Consider the following 15752-nt stretch of genomic DNA (forward strand, 5'->3'; position numbering starts at 1 on the left):
TTTCCCTTTTATGAGGAATTTATTTATTTTAGCACTATTATCGTAAAAAATCTTTTAAAATTGACCAAGCTTGAACCTTTTGCTGTAATATCATTTTACGATATGCAGGGGATGGAGAAGGAAGGTAAAAAGTAGGGATTGAAAGATGTGAAAAATATTTTGAAAAAAGCTTCTGTGCCTTTTTCCCAGTAAAAAAAATTGCCTTGATATTGGGATATTGGTGTAAAAGTTTTTCAATATCATTAACTTCAATATCTTTTAAAGATGTATCTAGGGAGTTTTCTCGTTTGCAGCTGCGAACCATATCCCATAGTGCAATATGGTGCTTTTTAAGAAAAGATATTTTCTCTTCAATAGTCTGTGGAGTTTTTTCGTCAAAAAGCGTAGCTAAAATTTTCCAAAACTGATTTTGTGGATGACCATAATAAAAGGAGTTTTCAAAAGATTTAATGCTTGGGAATGATCCTAATATAAGTACTTTAGAATTTTTATCTATGATAGGTTCAAAAGGATGTTGTAGCATTAGTAGACTAAAATGGTGAGTAAACGAGCCTTGCTCGTTTACTCTACTTCTGCATCGATGACATCTTCATCTCCGCCGCTTTTTTTCTGTTCAGCACCACCCTGTTCAGTACCACCTGCTTGGCCTTGCTCTTTTTTATACATAGCCTCAGCAAGTTTGTGGCTTACTTGGGTAAGCGCTTGAACTTTTGCTTCAATTTGCTCTTTTGTAGCATTTTCATCTTTTAGAACAGCTTTGAGATCATTAAGAGCTGCTTCAATTTGAGCTCTTTCATCAGCACTTATTACATCGCCTGCCTCTTTGAGGCTCTTTTCTGTTTGATATGCCAAAGCATCTGCTTGGTTACGAGTTTCAATAAGTTCTCTTCGTTTTCTATCCTCTTCTTTATGCGCTTCAGCTTCTTGGATCATTTTTTGGATCTCTTCTTCGCTGAGTCCACTTGAACCAGTAATTTTAATTTGTTGCTCTTTACCTGTCGCTTTATCTTTTGCACTTACTGTCAAGATACCGTTTGCGTCGATATCAAAAGTTACCTCAATTTGTGGCACTCCTCTTGGAGCTGGTGGAATACCTTCGAGTGTAAATTGACCGAGAGATTTGTTATCTTTTGCCATTTCACGTTCACCCTGCAATACATGGATTGTTACTGCAGGTTGGTTATCTTCAGCTGTACTGAAGATTTGAGTTTTCTTCACAGGAATTGTTGTACCTTTTTCGATGATTTTTGTCATTACACCACCAAGAGTTTCAATTCCAAGGCTAAGTGGTGTAACATCAAGAAGTAATACATCTTTTACATCACCTTTAAGAACTGCTCCTTGAATTGCTGCACCAACAGCTACAACCTCATCTGGGTTAACTGATTTATTTGGCTCTTTACCAAAGAATTCTTGTACTTTTTTCTGTACTAAAGGAATTCTTGTTGAACCACCAACAAGAACCACTTCGTTTACTTCACTTTTGCTTAGACCAGAGTCTTTAAGCACATTCTCAGCAATTTGAATAGTTTTATCTACAAGATCTTCAATGAGACTTTCAAATTTTGCACGTGTGAGTTTTTTCACAAGGTGTTTTGGCCCAGTCTGATCTGCTGTGATAAATGGCAAGTTGATCTCAGTCTCCATTGCTGAACTGAGTTCTTTTTTCGCATTTTCTGCTGCTTCTTTGAGTCGTTGTAATGCCATAATATCGGATTTGAGATCAATTCCAGTCTCTTTTTTGAACTCATCTACAAGCCAGTCGATGATTCTGTTATCAAAGTCATCACCACCTAAGAATGCATCACCGCCAGTTGCGAGAACTTCTACAACATTATCACCAGTCTCGAGAATTGTCACGTCAAATGTACCACCACCAAGGTCATATACAACGATCTTTTCAGACTCTTTCTTATCAAGTCCGTAAGCAAGGGCTGCTGCTGTTGGCTCGTTGATAATTCTTAATACATTCAGACCTGCAATAGTACCTGCCTCTTTTGTCGCTTTTCTTTGTGCATCATTGAAATATGCTGGTACTGTAATAACAGCTTCAGTGATCTCTTGACCAAGATAAGCTTCAGCATCTTCTTTGAGTTTCATCAAAATTTTTGCACTTATCTCTTGTGGGGTATAGACTTTACCATCTACATCCACCGCACAAGCACCATTTCTATCAACTATAGTGTAAGGAAGTCGTTTTTTAGCCTCTTGCGCTTTCTCTTCATTACACATCATACCCATAATTCTTTTAACAGAATAAATTGTTCTTTTTGGGTTTGTGATCATCTGGCGCTTAGCAGGATCCCCTACAAGTACTTCACCTTTATCTGTAAAAGCTACAACTGATGGTGTAGTATTTTTTCCCTCTTTATTTGGAATAACTTTTGCTTCTTTTCCTTCATATATTGCCATACATGAGTTTGTTGTTCCTAAATCTATTCCTAATACTTTACTCATTTTCACTCCTTTATATACATTTTTCAAAATTTTACTTTATTGGACTAAATTTTTCTGCTACTTTTGTAGCACTTATTCTTCTTGCCCTTTTGCCACACTTACTTTTGCAGGGCGAAGGATTCTCTCTTTGTATTTATAACCTTTTTGAATTACCTGTACAATTTCACCTGCCTTTTTCTCGGCATCTTCTACCTGCAACAAAGCTTCATGGAGATGTGGATTAAACTCTCCCCCTTCTTCAATCTCAATTACTTCTATTCCATGTTTATTAAAAGCTTTGATAAATTGATCTATTGTAAGCTCAATTCCCTTTTTAAGCTCCTCTACTGCTTGGGCTGCATCAAGATTGTCTCTGCTCACTGCTGCCAAAGCCATATCAAGACTATCGAGTGCTGGGAGAAGATCTTGTGCAAATTTTTCTAGTGAATACTCAATTGCTTGAATTTTTTCTCTCTCCAAACGCTTTTTCGTATTTTCAAAATCTGCATGGACACGTAGATATTTCTCTTCACACTCTTGCAATTTCTCTTCTAACTCTTTACAATCATTTTGTGATTCTTTGTTTTCTTGTTGCTCTTGCATCTTTTGTTGAGCTTCTTTATTCTTTTTCTCTTTTTCACTCATCTTTTACTCCTTCATAAGATTTTTTATACATTTATGGTAATTTCTATAGAGCCTCCCCATTAAAAGCATTTCTCCCTTGAGATTTTTTGGAAGGTCTATATAAAATTTATAGCTCAAAAACATATGAGAAAAACGTAATCCTACATCTTCTTGCAACAATTTTTGCCCACTATAGATAGCATAGAGATTAGCTTTAGCCCAAGAACTATCCTGTTGAGCCATTGCTATGATTTCACTATCATTATAGATTTTAAAATCTTCTTGGATAAACTCCTTGAGCCTCTTTCCCACTGAAACATAACCTATATTGGTAAAAAAATTAGCAATATCAAAAGCTCCCAAGCCAATCATCTTTTGTAATTGTTGCTCTACTTTTTTATTATACGGTAAAAGAAACTCACTATCTTCAAAAAGGGCTATAATATATTTATTTTTATAGTTATCAATACTTTTTAATAATGGATTGTTATAGATTCCATATTCATAAAATATCTCTTCACACTCATCAATTTTTTGTAATCTTTGTGCATCATTCACTTTAACACTTTTCTTTTGCAGCTTTTTAATCCAATACATTTTGAGTGCCATTTCGCTTGGTATACGGCCACTACTCACATGCTGTTTTAGTAGATACCCTTTTTCAGTAAGTTTTTTAAAATAGTAACGAATAGTAGCACTAGAAAGCTCTGGAATACAATGCTCATGAAGATATTTTGAACTAATTGGAACAGGATTATCTATATACTCTTCAATCAATCCTTCTAAAACATATTGACTCTTGTTTATTTTTAGCACTCTATATCTAAATTTGCTGAGCAAATCATATCATATTGAGTGGAGTATTGTCAAGTTTATTGAGATTATATATTTATATAAAGATGCTGGCAAATCAAAATGGCAATATTAATCAATAATAGTTGATTATATACGGAAGTGGAAAATAATGAATTAAATAACAAAGAGAGTATAATAAATGCAGATTTGTGATTGTAAGCAGGAAGAGGAGTTATCCTCTAATTCCTAGCTCACCAATGAGTTTTGTATACTTTTCGTAATCTTTTCTTTTAAGATAACGAAGAAGTCTTTTTCTCTGTCCAACTAACTTCAAAAGTCCAAGTCTGGAAGAGTGATCTTTTTTATGTTCTTTCAAGTGATCTGTTAAATAGCTGATTCTTTCACTTAAAAGTGCTATTTGAACTGCCGGACTTCCGGTGTCACCTTCATGCTCTGCGAATTTAGAGATAATCTCTTGTTTCTTCGCCGAATCTAAAGCCATTGTAGCCTCCTGATTGGTCTAAATTTTTGTGGAGTGACATTATAGCTAAATTTATAAGATTTGCAAATTTTTTGTATAAGTCCAATACATATGGCACTCATAATGATTTTCAAGAAGGTATTGTACCGGAGATTTAAAATTAAGAGAAGAGTGTGGTATTTTGGTATTGTAATCGATGAGCCATTTTGCTAATTTTTTATTGAATTCATCCAAATCTGTAAAGAGTAAATCTTCATAGTATTGAATAAATTGTTCTTGAATTGTTCTATTAAATCTCTCATTGTGTGCATTCATTTTAGGGCTCCTTGGATATGTCCAGTAGTGTGTAAAGCCTTTTTGTTCAAGCAGAGCATCAAACTCTTTTTTAAATTCACTGCCATTATCTGAAAGAATTGCAAGTTTACGTTTTTGTTTGATGGAAGTTATTCCATCAATTAAAGCTTCAAGAGCATATGCAGTATGTCTTGCTCTTTTGGATGGAATCGCCACTGCGAATGCAATACGTGTGAGTGGGTCAATCATAGTAAGGATATATCGTTTTATACCGTTTGATACTATTTGGATGGTATCGACTGCCCAGAGTTCAAATGGTTTAGATTTGAGGTTTTTTGGTTTTCTGTTTTTTTGTGTCTTCTTTTTTGGTTTCACTTTTCCTTTTGTATCGATGCGGTAGGGAAAAAGTCTCATTGTATCTGGTGCTTTTGCGATTATTCTTCCTATTGTGGATTCCGAGGGAGTTTTAAGTTCTTTTTCTTCACAAAAAGGTTTAAGCAGGTGGTAGAGTTTTGCTTTGCCGATGTTGGGATATGCTTTTCTTAATCGTTTTATCTCTTTAATAACTTCTATTGGAACTTTTGACTCTCTTACTCTTTTTGGTCTTCGTGATTTTGGATTTAAGGCTTTTATATCGCCATCTGCATCATTGAAACTCTTTTTCCATCGAAAGAGTGTTCTTCTGCTTACTCCAAAAGCTTCAGTTGTTGCTGCTAGTCCATATTTTTCCCAAAACTCCAATATCTTTTTTCTTCTTTTTGCCTCTTCGCTTATCATAAGCGAATTGTAGTATATCCTCTCTAATCTTTTATATCCTTTGAGCCCTGGCAACGTGTATTTGATTTGCACTCCTCACTCTCCCTCTCGGAGTGCCATATGTGTTTGAACTTATGCAGAGTGTGGTATTTTGGTATTGTAATCGATGAGCCATTTTGCTAATTTTTTATTGAATTCATCCAAATCTGTAAAGAGTAAATCTTCATAGTATTGAATAAATTGTTCTTGAATTGTTCTATTGAATCTTTCATTGTGTGCATTCATTTTAGGGCTCCTTGGATATGTCCAGTAGTGTGTAAAGCCTTTTTGTTCAAGCAGAGCATCAAACTCTTTTTTAAATTCACTGCCATTATCTGAAAGAATTGCAAGTTTACGTTTTTGTTTGATGGAGGTTATTCCATCAATTAAAGCTTCAAGAGCATATGCAGTATGTTTTGCTCTTTTAGATGGAATTGCTACTGCGAATGCAATACGTGTGAGTGGGTCAATCATAGTAAGGATATATCGTTTTATACCGTTTGATACTATTTGGATGGTATCGACTGCCCAGAGTTCAAATGGTTTGGATTTGAGGTTTTTTGGTTTTCTGTTTTTTTGTGTCTTCTTTTTTGGTTTCACTTTTCCTTTTGTATCGATGCGGTAGGGAAAAAGTCTCATTGTATCTGGTGCTTTTGCGATTATTCTTCCTATTGTGGATTCCGAGGGAGTTTTAAGTTCTTTTTCTTCACAAAAAGGTTTAAGCAGGTGGTAGAGTTTTGCTTTGCCGATGTTGGGATATGCTTTTCTTAATCGTTTTATCTCTTTAATAACTTCTATTGGAACTTTTGACTCTCTTACTCTTTTTGGTCTTCGTGATTTTGGATTTAAGGCTTTTATATCGCCATCTGCATCATTGAAACTCTTTTTCCATCGAAAGAGTGTTCTTCTGCTTACTCCAAAAGCTTCAGTTGTTGCTGCTAGTCCATATTTTTCCCAAAACTCCAATATCTTTTTTCTTCTTTTTGCCTCTTCGCTTATCATAAGCGAATTGTAGTATATCCTCTCTAATCTTTTATATCCTTTGAGCCCTGGCAACGTGTATTTGATTTGCACTCCTCACTCTCCCTCTCAGAGTGCCATATGTGTTTGAACTTATGCATTTTTTATATAAACCTATACCATATAGTATGCACTCAAACTGCAAGTATAAAATCTTGTACTAATCCTCTTTAAAAAAATTAAGTTTTTATCCCAATTTTAATTAGGAGAAATTTAGTATAATTAATCAATTAAAAGTATGGAAGAAGGTAGATTATGCTGTTTACAAGGGCGACAGAATATGCTCTTTTGGCATTGGTGATAATTGCACGAGAAAACAAGCCATTAGGAACCGATTATCTCTCGAAAAGACTCAATATATCAAGAAGCTTCTTAGCAAAAATACTCCAAGCTCTTGCTAAAAAAGATATTTTAAAATCTTACAAAGGGGCAACAGGTGGATTTATGCTCGCAAAACCTGCTGAAAAACTCTCTATCAAAGAGATTAGCCAAGCAGCAGAAGGCAGAAGAATTAATATATTTGATTGTTCAAGTGCTCAAGAGCTTTGTCCAAGCAATCAAGGAGATTTTTGTACTCTCTGGCCATTTCTCAACAAACTTCAAATAAAAGTAGATACTTTTTTAGATAATCTAACTCTTAAAGATATAATGGAGCCTTAATGGATTTTTATCATCTCTCACACACAGATCTTGATGGCTATACCTGCCAATATATCACAAAACATATTTATCATGAAGGATTTTTTGTTAATGCTAATTATGGAGAAGAGGTAACCGTACGTATAGATGAGATACTTCACAGAATAGAACGCTCTATGAAAGAGAATGTCTTCTTTCTTATCACAGATCTTAATCTGAGTGAAGATGAAGCAGCTTATCTTGATAATGAAATAAAAAGATTTAAAGAGAAAAATATCAAACTACTACTTCTCGATCACCATGCAAGTGGTATAGAAACAGCAGAAAAATTTGATTGGTATCATCTCGATGTAACAAAATCTGCTTCAAAGATCACATATGATTATTTCAATAATGGTAATAACATCTCCCATCTTGAAAAGTTTATAGATGCAGTCAATGCAGTTGATATATGGTTGCAAGAGGATCCACTCTTTGAGTTTGGAAAAGTACTCATGCGCCTTGTAGATGAAGCAAAAGAGATCAATAGATTTACTTTTAATTCTGCACATATCCGTTATAAACATACAATGCTCTCAAAAGCACTTCCCTACATTGAAAAAGAGCATAACTACATCCTTTTAGATGATGATATATGCAAAATCAAGAAGAGTTTTTTCATAAAATCAAGCAACGATACATTGGATAATCTCGTAACCAATTACATTCTTGATCTCATTGAAGCAAAAAAAGAGGAGATGACAATATATTTCCAAGGCAATAAGGGTATCCTTACTTATGGAATTCAAAACAGCTCTATTGTCGGGAATGGCTTTTTACGCCTCAATCCAGATTACCACTTCTTTATGAATGTAAGTCCACGAGGAACTTTTAGCCTCAGAGCAGATAATAAAATGGACGTATCAAAAATGGCAGAGCTCATTGCAGGCGGTGGTGGGCATCCAAATGCTAGTGGCGGTAAGCTTAAAGAGTTTAAAGAGTTCTTTATCTACGATGAGCTAAAATCTTTCATAGAAGCACTCTTGAAGGATAAAGAATGAAAAGCGATAAAGAAAAACTCGACGAAGCGGAGTTTGAAATAGAAGAGCTAGCCATGCAATTAGCAGATATGCTTGGAGCAGCACTCCACTATGCAGGAGTTCCTGATAGTAAAATGGCTCAAGCGGTAGAGGCCTATCTCAATGGAATTGATGAAGTCTTTGGTGATGACTTAGAGGGAGAGATGGGCTACGAAGAGGTCATTAAAGTAATAGAACATCTTAAAAAAACAAGACCAGAGCTTTTTAGAAAATAGTTATTTCCTCGCAAAAAATGTAGCAAAGTTAGCCCAGCGAAATATGGGCTCTACAAAACGAAATCCAGTTTGTAAAAGCATCTCTTCGTTCTCTTTGAGAGTATAAGGAATAAGTACATTTTCTAGTGCTTCTCTCTTTTGTGCTATCTCATAATCACTATATCCCTGCTCTCTTTTAAAATCGTAGTAAATATCTATGAGCTGCTTGTTGAGTCTCTTATCTTCAGTAATAATTTTTTCACTAAAAATAAACACGCCTTCATCTTCCAATTTTTCATAGATTTTTTTTACAAATTTTTCTCTTTTAAGCGGTCGAATAAATTGCAATGTATAGTTGGCTATAAAGCAGTTAGCTAGTGAAAAATCGTACTCCAATATATCAGCATAAATAAATTCAATATCGACTCCAAAAGCTTTTGCCTTATTCTTTGCTCTTTGTAGCATTGCAGCAGAGTTATCAATACCTTTAAGGTAGAGATTTTTATCACTCTTTTTTGCAATCTCTATGAGAAGTGTTCCTGTTGAGCATCCAAGATCATAAATAGTAGCATCTTCTTGAAGATTTTTTATAACAAGATCCCGCACTAAGGCTAAATTCTCTTTGTAAAAAGGGACTGAGCGTCCGATCATATCATCAAATACAGTTGCAACCTCTTCATCAAACTCAAACTGCTTGGAAATTGGCTTTTTAAAAATCTCGTCTTTCACTTCAGAGCCTTTTTACTCCATTTTCCACTACTTTTTTGCTGGAGAAGTTTTTCAATCTTCTCTTTAATAACAGCAAAATTATCACTTTCAGCAAAACATGTATCTATTTTGCAAGCTAAAAATTTTTTATCCTTACTTTTCTTTGTTAAGATATAAGGATAGCGTATAAATGCGATCTCTTTGAGATAGTTTTGAATTTTTTGCGACTTTATTACTACATCACCTATTAAGATACGTAAAAATGCCCTTGTGGCTGTTGGGTAGTAACCAGGATCGTGATATATAAGTGCAGATTTTTCATACATACTCTTTTTTGCAAATTGATAGAGTTTAAGATCTTCACTAAGCATTGCAATATCAAGCATCGCATGATAGAGTGTTGCTAAAGCACTCGAGTAGTAGCTATCACTCAAATCTGCAGGCAATTCTATATCTTCTTGACTAAAATACCAAACCCCTTTTTTGAAAAACTTCTCTTTTGCTTTTTTGAGGAGCTCTTTTGCAGTTTCTAAATACCTCTTTTTGCCACTGAGCATATATGCATCATTCAAAGCTTTTATGAGATACGCATAGTCTTCAAGTAAAGCCTCTTTTGTAGGAGGATTAGAAGACAATTTTTGATGGTAGAGATTACCGTGAATATACATTTCTTGCAAAAGTCTATCTAAAGAGGCAAGAGCTTCATTTTTATATTTCTCATCAAATATAAATGTATGCATTTTTGCATCTATATACATCGCATTCCAAGCAGTAATTATCTTTTTATCAATAAAAGGATATTTTCGTTTTTTTCGCATTTTTTGTAAAAGTTGTACAATTTTTTCATCTCTTTTTCCAACTAATCTTGGATTTGAGAGCACAGAATCAAAATTTCCATCCTCTTCAATGCCAAGATTGCTTAGAGCCTTTTGCGCACGGTTCTTTGCCACTCCCTCTTTTAATAAATAGCGCAGTGTCTCATCATAATCATAGAGAAAATAGCCACCCTCTTTACCTTCACTATCTGCATCGCTGGCGCTAAAATAGAGGCCCTCATATCCAAAACGGCTGTCAAGCTCTTTGATCGTCTCTTGCACTACTCTAGCAAAAAGAGGCTCTTTTTTAATAGTATATGCCTTGGCATATACTCCAATGAGCTCTGCATTGGTATAGAGCATCTTTTCAAAATGGGGAATTTGCCACTTCCTATCTGTGGTATAGCGAAAAAACCCTCCCTCAATTTGATCATATATGCCACCCTTTGCCATAGACTCAAGGCTTTTTTTTGCCATTTGCCACGCTTTTTCTTCATGAGTTATCAAGTAAATATCCAAAAGCAGAGCAATGGTACTTGCTTGAGGAAATTTTACTCTTTGAGAAAAGCCTCCATAAATGGAGTCGAAACTTTTTTCTATTTGCTTGAGCGCTTTGTTTGCTAGCGAGAGATCTAACTGCACTGGAACGTACCTAGCATGCAGTACCTCATTAACAAGCTTTAAAACTGCTTCACCTCTTTTTTGCAGATACTCTCTTTTTTCTTTGTAGCCTTGCGCTAAAATTGGAAGAATTGTTTTAAGTCCTTTGACACCATAACCATCTTCTGGTGGAATATACGTTGCGCTAAAAAAGGGCTTTTTATCTTCACTCATAATGATTGTAAGAGGCCACCCACCACTTCTACGATGCATTACTTGGAAAACTGTTTGATAAAACTTATCAAGATCGGGGCGCTCCTCTTTATCTACTTTAATGGGAATAAAGTTTTCATTAATAAGTTTTGCAATCTCCTCATTTTCAAAGGACTCTTTCTCCATTACATGACACCAATGGCAAGTACTATAGCCAATAGAGAGAAATATTGGTTTGTGCTCTTTTTTTGCCTTTTCAAAAGCCTCTTTGCCCCAGGGACACCAATTAACAGGATTGTGGGCATGCTGACGCAAATAGGGAGACTCTTCATGAATGAGGGCATTAGTATACTTTGCACCAAAAAGAAAGAGTGTAGTAAAAATGATGCCTAAAAACTTTTTTAGCATTGTATATCCTTTAAAATCTCCTGCGCTTTTTTTATATCATCTTCTATCTGTTTTTTAAGCTCATGTAAAGAGTCAAATTTTTTATTTTTGCGTATAAAAGCAGCAAACATTATACCTATTTCATCACTCCCTTCTGTAAATTCTTCCAAAATATATGTCTCAACTGCAAAACTCCCATCAGTCACATAGCGATGCCCTATAAATGTAACACTTCTATATTTTTTTTGAGCTATTCTTGTATATGTAGCATAAACTCCCTCTTGTGGTAAAAGAAAGCGTTCTACTTTAAGATTCATAGTTGGTACCAACTCTTTACTCCCTATCCCCTGCCCTGCAACTCTTTTGCCAACGATTTCATAGCATCTGCCAAGAAGTCTATTTACCTGAGCAATTTCGCCTTTTTTTATATACTCTTTGATAATTCGAGAATGCACTGAAACTCCATCAATTTTTACTTCATCCACAATTTCCACTTCCCCATCAAAATAGTTATGAAGATCTTGTGCTTTATACTTCCTATTTTTTCCAAAGGCAAAATCGTATCCAACGACTATCTTTTTTAGATGAGGAAAATGTTTTTTCAGTAGAGCAATAAAACCTGCAGCATCTAGATGGCGAATCTGCTGCAGTTTTAAAAAGAGGCAAGGATAGTGAGTGTACTTACAGCGTAACTCTCCAGGCGTAAGCAATGCATCCTCTTTGTCTATAACTACAATTGCACCTTTATCTCCTAGCCTTTTAAAGAGTTCTTGATGGGCTCTATGCATGCCATCAAACGCACCTATGGCAATCGCTTCAGCACTTTTCAAAGAGATAGACCCACTCAATATTTCCCTCTTTTCCTGCAATTTTCGCCTGCTCTTTACGAAGCTCTCTCCACCCTAGCTTCTTGACAGCCTCTTCAAACTTCTCTATAGCCCTTTGCACCGCTTTTGCATCTTTTACCACACCTCTTTTATCACGTTTTACATCTTTACCTACTTCAAACTGCGGTTTAAAAAGGGTTATAATATATCTTTTTGCTAGTCGATCTAAATCTTTAAGAATATGATGTAAACTAATAAAACTCACATCACAAGTTACAAGTTCAAAAGGCTTAGCTGTAAATGAGCGGATATCTGTTTGGCTTTTATCTACTACTTTTGTATGGGTTTGCAAAGTAGGATGGAGTTGACCTTTTCCAACATCAAGCGCTACCACTTTTTCAGCCCCAAATTCGAGTAACACCTGCGTAAACCCTCCTGTAGAAGCTCCTACATCCAATACTTCCATTCCGGCAGGATTAAAGCCACTGCTTTGCAAAAAAGCTTTGAGCTTATATGCAGCTCTACTCACATATAAATTTTGTAAAAGCGTAATATTCTCATCCCCAGTTACTTGCATAGCTGGCTTTGTAGCTACCTTGCCATCGACTAAAACCTTTTTTGATCGAATGATCTCTGCTGCTTTATTTCTTGAATCAACTAAGTTTTGTTTCACTAAATAGCTATCAAGCCTCAAGACCTGCCTCTTTAAGAAGTTCCCACATCTTCTCTTCAGGCAAGAGTGGTACGCCCAGTTTTTGTGCTTTTTCATATTTGCTACCAGGGTGCTCACCATAAAAAACATAATCTGTATGATGTGAAACACTATTTGTCACATGTGCCCCTGCACGCTCTAGAAGCTCTTTTATTTTACTGCGCGGTAATCGCATCTCCCCTGTGAGAACTACAGTTTTATGTGCAAGTGGTGAGTTTTTTACCTCTTCCTCTTTTTGTGGCTCAGTTGGCTGAATATATTCGATAAGCTGCTCAATTTTATCTTTGTTAACCTCTACAAACTCTTTGATAGATTTAACCATCTCCGGCCCAAACCCTTCAATTTCATAAAACTTTTCAGGATCTACTTTGTACCAATTAAGTCCAAATTTCTCACATATTTTCTTACTTGCAACTTCACCAATATGCTCTATGCCAAGGGCATTGACAAATCTCCAGCACTCTACTCCTCTTACACTTTGAATTGCATCTATGAGATTTTGCGCCTTTTTTTCTGCAAAGCCTGGAAGTTTCAATAGATCCTCTTTTTTTAGCTTAAAGAGATCCACTACATCTTTTACTAATCCTTTTTCATATAAAAGCTTTACCGTCGCTTCTCCAAGACCTGGAATATCTAAGCACTGTTTGGAAGCAAAGTAGATGATAGAATTGACAACTCTTGCTGGGCAGCTGAGATTTTGACACTTAATCAAAAGTCCCTCATCCAATACTGGTTGTCCACATACAGGACACTTTGTTGGACGCTCTACCTTTTTCTCTTTTCCGGTACGATACTGCGTAAGAACCTTTGTTACTTCTGGAATTACATCACCACTGCGGATAACTATAACCATATCGCCAATGCGTATATCTTTGCGCTCAATCTCTGCATAGTTATGCAGTGTAGCTCGCTCCACCACTACACCTTCAATCTCTACTGGCTCTAAAATCGCTACAGGCGTAATAATGCCAGTACGCCCTACTTGTGGCACAATATCGATTATTCTCGTCATCTTCTCCACTGCTGGGAATTTATACGCAACCATCCAACGAGGATACTTGACGGTATAACCTAAAACCTCATGTAGCGCAATTTCATCAACTTTTATAACCATCCCATCAAGCATAACAGGAAGAGAGTCTCGCTCTTTAGAGAAATCTTCATAGAGCTTTTGTATTTCATCCTCATTTTCACAAATTGCACGCTTAAAAGGCTTGATAAAACCTTGCTCATACACAAAATCCATCTTTTCATGCTGATAGCGAAAATTGAGTGTATTGTAGCCGATATCCCAAGGATAGAAGTAGAGTTTTCTTTGTGCTGTTACTTTTGGATCAAGTTGACGCAAGCTTCCAGCTGCTGCATTGCGAGGATTTGCAAAAGTGGGCTCACCACGCATACTTCGCTCTTCATTGAGCTTTTCAAAATCATCTTTACGAATAACTACCTCTCCACGAATCTCAATGAGGCCTTTATACTCTATGCCAAGAGGAATGGAAGGTATAGTCTTTGCATTTGCTGTTACATCCTCTCCAACCTCTCCATCACCTCTTGTAGCAGCACTCTTTAAAATACCGTTTTCATAAATAATATTGAGACTTGCACCATCAAATTTTGGCTCTATATAGAAATTAATATCCTCTCTTCCACTATTTTTATAGACTCTTTGGATCCACTCTTTAAGCTCACTCTCACTAAACACATCCTCCATCGACCACATTTTAGTAAGATGGCGCACCTTTTTAAACTCTTTTGCTGGCTCTGCACCAATACGCTGTGTAGGAGATGTAGGATCGATTTGCTCAGGATGAGCTTTTTCATACTCCTCTACTTCTCTGTAGAGTTTATCATACACCTCATCAGGAACTTCGGGATTATCTAAAACATAATAGGCATAGGCCCAGCGCTTTAGCTGTTCTACTGCTTTTTTGTACTCTTCATAGTTTGTAATCATTTCTCTATCCTTAAACATCTAAAACTTTAAAAAGTATCCCTGTAAGATAGAGCGAAAATTCATTATTGAGTATATAGGGGTGATCTACATCTTGGAAAAGATACTCAACAATCTCTACAACTTTCTTATTATCAATGCTACTTTGCATGATAACTTGCTCTAGATCTTTAAGCCCCACATGATGCGAGCAAGAAAAGAGTGCAATATAACCCTCATTGCGGATTAATTTCATTGCATTTACAGTGATATCTTTAAAGCCTTTTAATGCAGAACTCTTTTTTGATCTGCTTTTGGCAAATGATGGGGGATCAAGGATAATAACATCAAATTTCTCCTTCTGTTTGCGTAGCTCTCGCAAATAATCGAACACATTTGCTACTACAAATTTTCCTTTAACATCATTCAACATAAAATTCTCTTTTGCCAGAGCAATTGCATCTTCTGAGATATCTACTAATCGTACATCTGCATCTTTTTTTACTTTTGCATAGAGACCAAATCCACCAGCATGGCAAAAACAGTCAAGGATCTTATCTTTTTGTTTAATGTAGCGAGAGACAATTTGGCGATTGCGTCTTTGATCAAGATAGAAACCTGTCTTTTGCGCATCTATGAGATTGACCTGAAATTTTATACCATTTTCTACAAAAAAGACGCGCTCTGGTATCTCACCTATTATTTCATTAAAAGGTTCAACCTTCTCTTTACGTAAAGAGTTTTTTTCTCCTTCAATATATACTCCTTTTGGCTCATAGAGATTAAGAAGAATATCTAATATCTCCTCTTTAAAGCGCAAAATCCCAGCTGTAAGAAACTGCACACTAAGATACTCTCCATACCTATCTACTATAAGACCAGGAAGGTAGTCTCCTTCAGAGTGTATAACCCTACAAGCATTATCAAAAAGCTTTACTCTCTTTGCTGCTGCACGCAATATACGTGATTTAAAAAAACGATAATTGATTGGCTCATCTTTTAATGAAAGTATGCGAATTGTAATAGTGCTCGCAGGATTAATATATCCTACTGCCAAAAATTGTTCATTTTCATCAAATATTTTTACGAGCTCACCAGCTTCATACTCCTCTAATGGACTTATAATATCACTCTTATAGACCCATGGGAAAAATTCATGAACCTTTTTTGCTGCCTTTTTATTGATAATACATCTTTTCATAT

General features: G+C 35.8%; 15 protein-coding genes and 1 pseudogene. 3 read left to right on the forward strand and 13 right to left on the reverse strand.

The window, feature by feature from the left end; translation table 11 throughout:
- Nucleotides 1-37: 37 nt before the first annotated feature.
- The 7 genes and pseudogenes from NITER_RS04630 to NITER_RS04660 form a co-directional block, all read right to left on the reverse strand.
- Nucleotides 38-523: a DNA-deoxyinosine glycosylase gene (locus NITER_RS04630; protein ID WP_084275648.1), complete on the reverse strand. Its 486-nt coding sequence runs from the start codon at nucleotides 521-523 to the stop codon at nucleotides 38-40.
- Nucleotides 524-561: 38 nt separating this feature from the next.
- Entirely contained in the window at nucleotides 562-2457 is a 1896-nt protein-coding gene (gene dnaK / locus NITER_RS04635; RefSeq protein WP_084275647.1) for a molecular chaperone DnaK, read from the reverse strand.
- Between the two features lie 72 nt (nucleotides 2458-2529).
- Nucleotides 2530-3081: a nucleotide exchange factor GrpE gene (gene grpE, locus NITER_RS04640; RefSeq protein WP_084275646.1), complete on the reverse strand. Its 552-nt coding sequence runs from the start codon at nucleotides 3079-3081 to the stop codon at nucleotides 2530-2532.
- 3 nt (nucleotides 3082-3084) lie between these two features.
- The gene (locus tag NITER_RS04645) at nucleotides 3085-3876 is read right to left on the reverse strand and encodes a hypothetical protein (RefSeq protein WP_143779638.1); all 792 of its coding nucleotides are present in this window, start codon (nucleotides 3874-3876) and stop codon (nucleotides 3085-3087) included.
- A gap of 211 nt (nucleotides 3877-4087) precedes the next feature.
- A complete protein-coding gene (gene rpsO / locus NITER_RS04650) occupies nucleotides 4088-4357 on the reverse strand; it encodes a 30S ribosomal protein S15 (RefSeq protein WP_084275644.1) in 270 nt (89 codons plus the stop codon).
- Nucleotides 4358-4408: 51 nt separating this feature from the next.
- Nucleotides 4409-5479, reverse strand: coding sequence for an integrase core domain-containing protein (locus NITER_RS04655; RefSeq protein WP_281848077.1), 1071 nt, complete (start codon nucleotides 5477-5479; stop codon nucleotides 4409-4411).
- A 48-nt stretch (nucleotides 5480-5527) separates the two neighbouring features.
- Nucleotides 5528-6499: pseudogene (locus NITER_RS04660) on the reverse strand (DDE-type integrase/transposase/recombinase); the annotation flags it as partial.
- Nucleotides 6500-6700: 201 nt separating this feature from the next.
- On the opposite strand from NITER_RS04660, the gene NITER_RS04665 reads away from it, so the two are divergent.
- Genes NITER_RS04665 through NITER_RS04675 form a run of 3 tightly spaced genes read left to right on the forward strand, consistent with a single transcriptional unit; the run spans nucleotide 6701 to nucleotide 8378 of the window.
- Complete coding sequence (locus tag NITER_RS04665; protein WP_084275643.1) at nucleotides 6701-7105, forward strand: RrF2 family transcriptional regulator; 405 nt, start codon at nucleotides 6701-6703, stop codon at nucleotides 7103-7105.
- Nucleotides 7105-8124, forward strand: a complete 1020-nt coding sequence (locus tag NITER_RS04670; RefSeq protein ID WP_084275642.1) for a DHH family phosphoesterase — start codon at nucleotides 7105-7107, stop codon at nucleotides 8122-8124. Before NITER_RS04665 ends, NITER_RS04670 begins: the two co-directional genes overlap by 1 nt.
- On the forward strand, nucleotides 8121-8378 hold the full coding sequence (locus NITER_RS04675; protein WP_084275641.1) for a hypothetical protein: 258 nt from the start codon (nucleotides 8121-8123) through the stop codon (nucleotides 8376-8378). Before NITER_RS04670 ends, NITER_RS04675 begins: the two co-directional genes overlap by 4 nt.
- Here the strand turns inward: NITER_RS04675 and cmoA are convergent, their stop codons facing one another.
- Genes cmoA through NITER_RS04705 form a run of 6 tightly spaced genes read right to left on the reverse strand, consistent with a single transcriptional unit; the run spans nucleotide 8379 to nucleotide 15750 of the window.
- Nucleotides 8379-9086 (reverse strand): carboxy-S-adenosyl-L-methionine synthase CmoA, encoded by a 708-nt coding sequence (cmoA, locus tag NITER_RS04680; protein WP_084275640.1) that lies wholly within the window; start codon nucleotides 9084-9086, stop codon nucleotides 8379-8381.
- Nucleotides 9083-11101, reverse strand: a complete 2019-nt coding sequence (locus NITER_RS04685) for a thioredoxin domain-containing protein (RefSeq protein ID WP_084275639.1) — start codon at nucleotides 11099-11101, stop codon at nucleotides 9083-9085. Before NITER_RS04685 ends, cmoA begins: the two co-directional genes overlap by 4 nt.
- Nucleotides 11095-11931 (reverse strand): bifunctional riboflavin kinase/FAD synthetase, encoded by an 837-nt coding sequence (locus NITER_RS04690; RefSeq protein WP_084276586.1) that lies wholly within the window; start codon nucleotides 11929-11931, stop codon nucleotides 11095-11097. Before NITER_RS04690 ends, NITER_RS04685 begins: the two co-directional genes overlap by 7 nt.
- Nucleotides 11897-12580, reverse strand: a complete 684-nt coding sequence (gene tlyA / locus NITER_RS04695) for a 23S rRNA (cytidine-2'-O)-methyltransferase TlyA (RefSeq protein ID WP_231988941.1) — start codon at nucleotides 12578-12580, stop codon at nucleotides 11897-11899. Before tlyA ends, NITER_RS04690 begins: the two co-directional genes overlap by 35 nt.
- 10 nt (nucleotides 12581-12590) lie before the next feature.
- Nucleotides 12591-14573 (reverse strand): NAD-dependent DNA ligase LigA, encoded by a 1983-nt coding sequence (gene ligA, locus NITER_RS04700; RefSeq protein ID WP_084275637.1) that lies wholly within the window; start codon nucleotides 14571-14573, stop codon nucleotides 12591-12593.
- Nucleotides 14574-14583: 10 nt separating this feature from the next.
- Nucleotides 14584-15750, reverse strand: coding sequence for a class I SAM-dependent rRNA methyltransferase (locus tag NITER_RS04705; protein ID WP_084275636.1), 1167 nt, complete (start codon nucleotides 15748-15750; stop codon nucleotides 14584-14586).
- Between the last annotated feature and the right edge of the window lie 2 nt (nucleotides 15751-15752).

It is taken from the genome of Nitratiruptor tergarcus DSM 16512 (genome assembly GCF_027946175.1).
GTDB classification, from domain to species: Bacteria; Campylobacterota; Campylobacteria; order Campylobacterales; family Nitratiruptoraceae; genus Nitratiruptor; species Nitratiruptor tergarcus.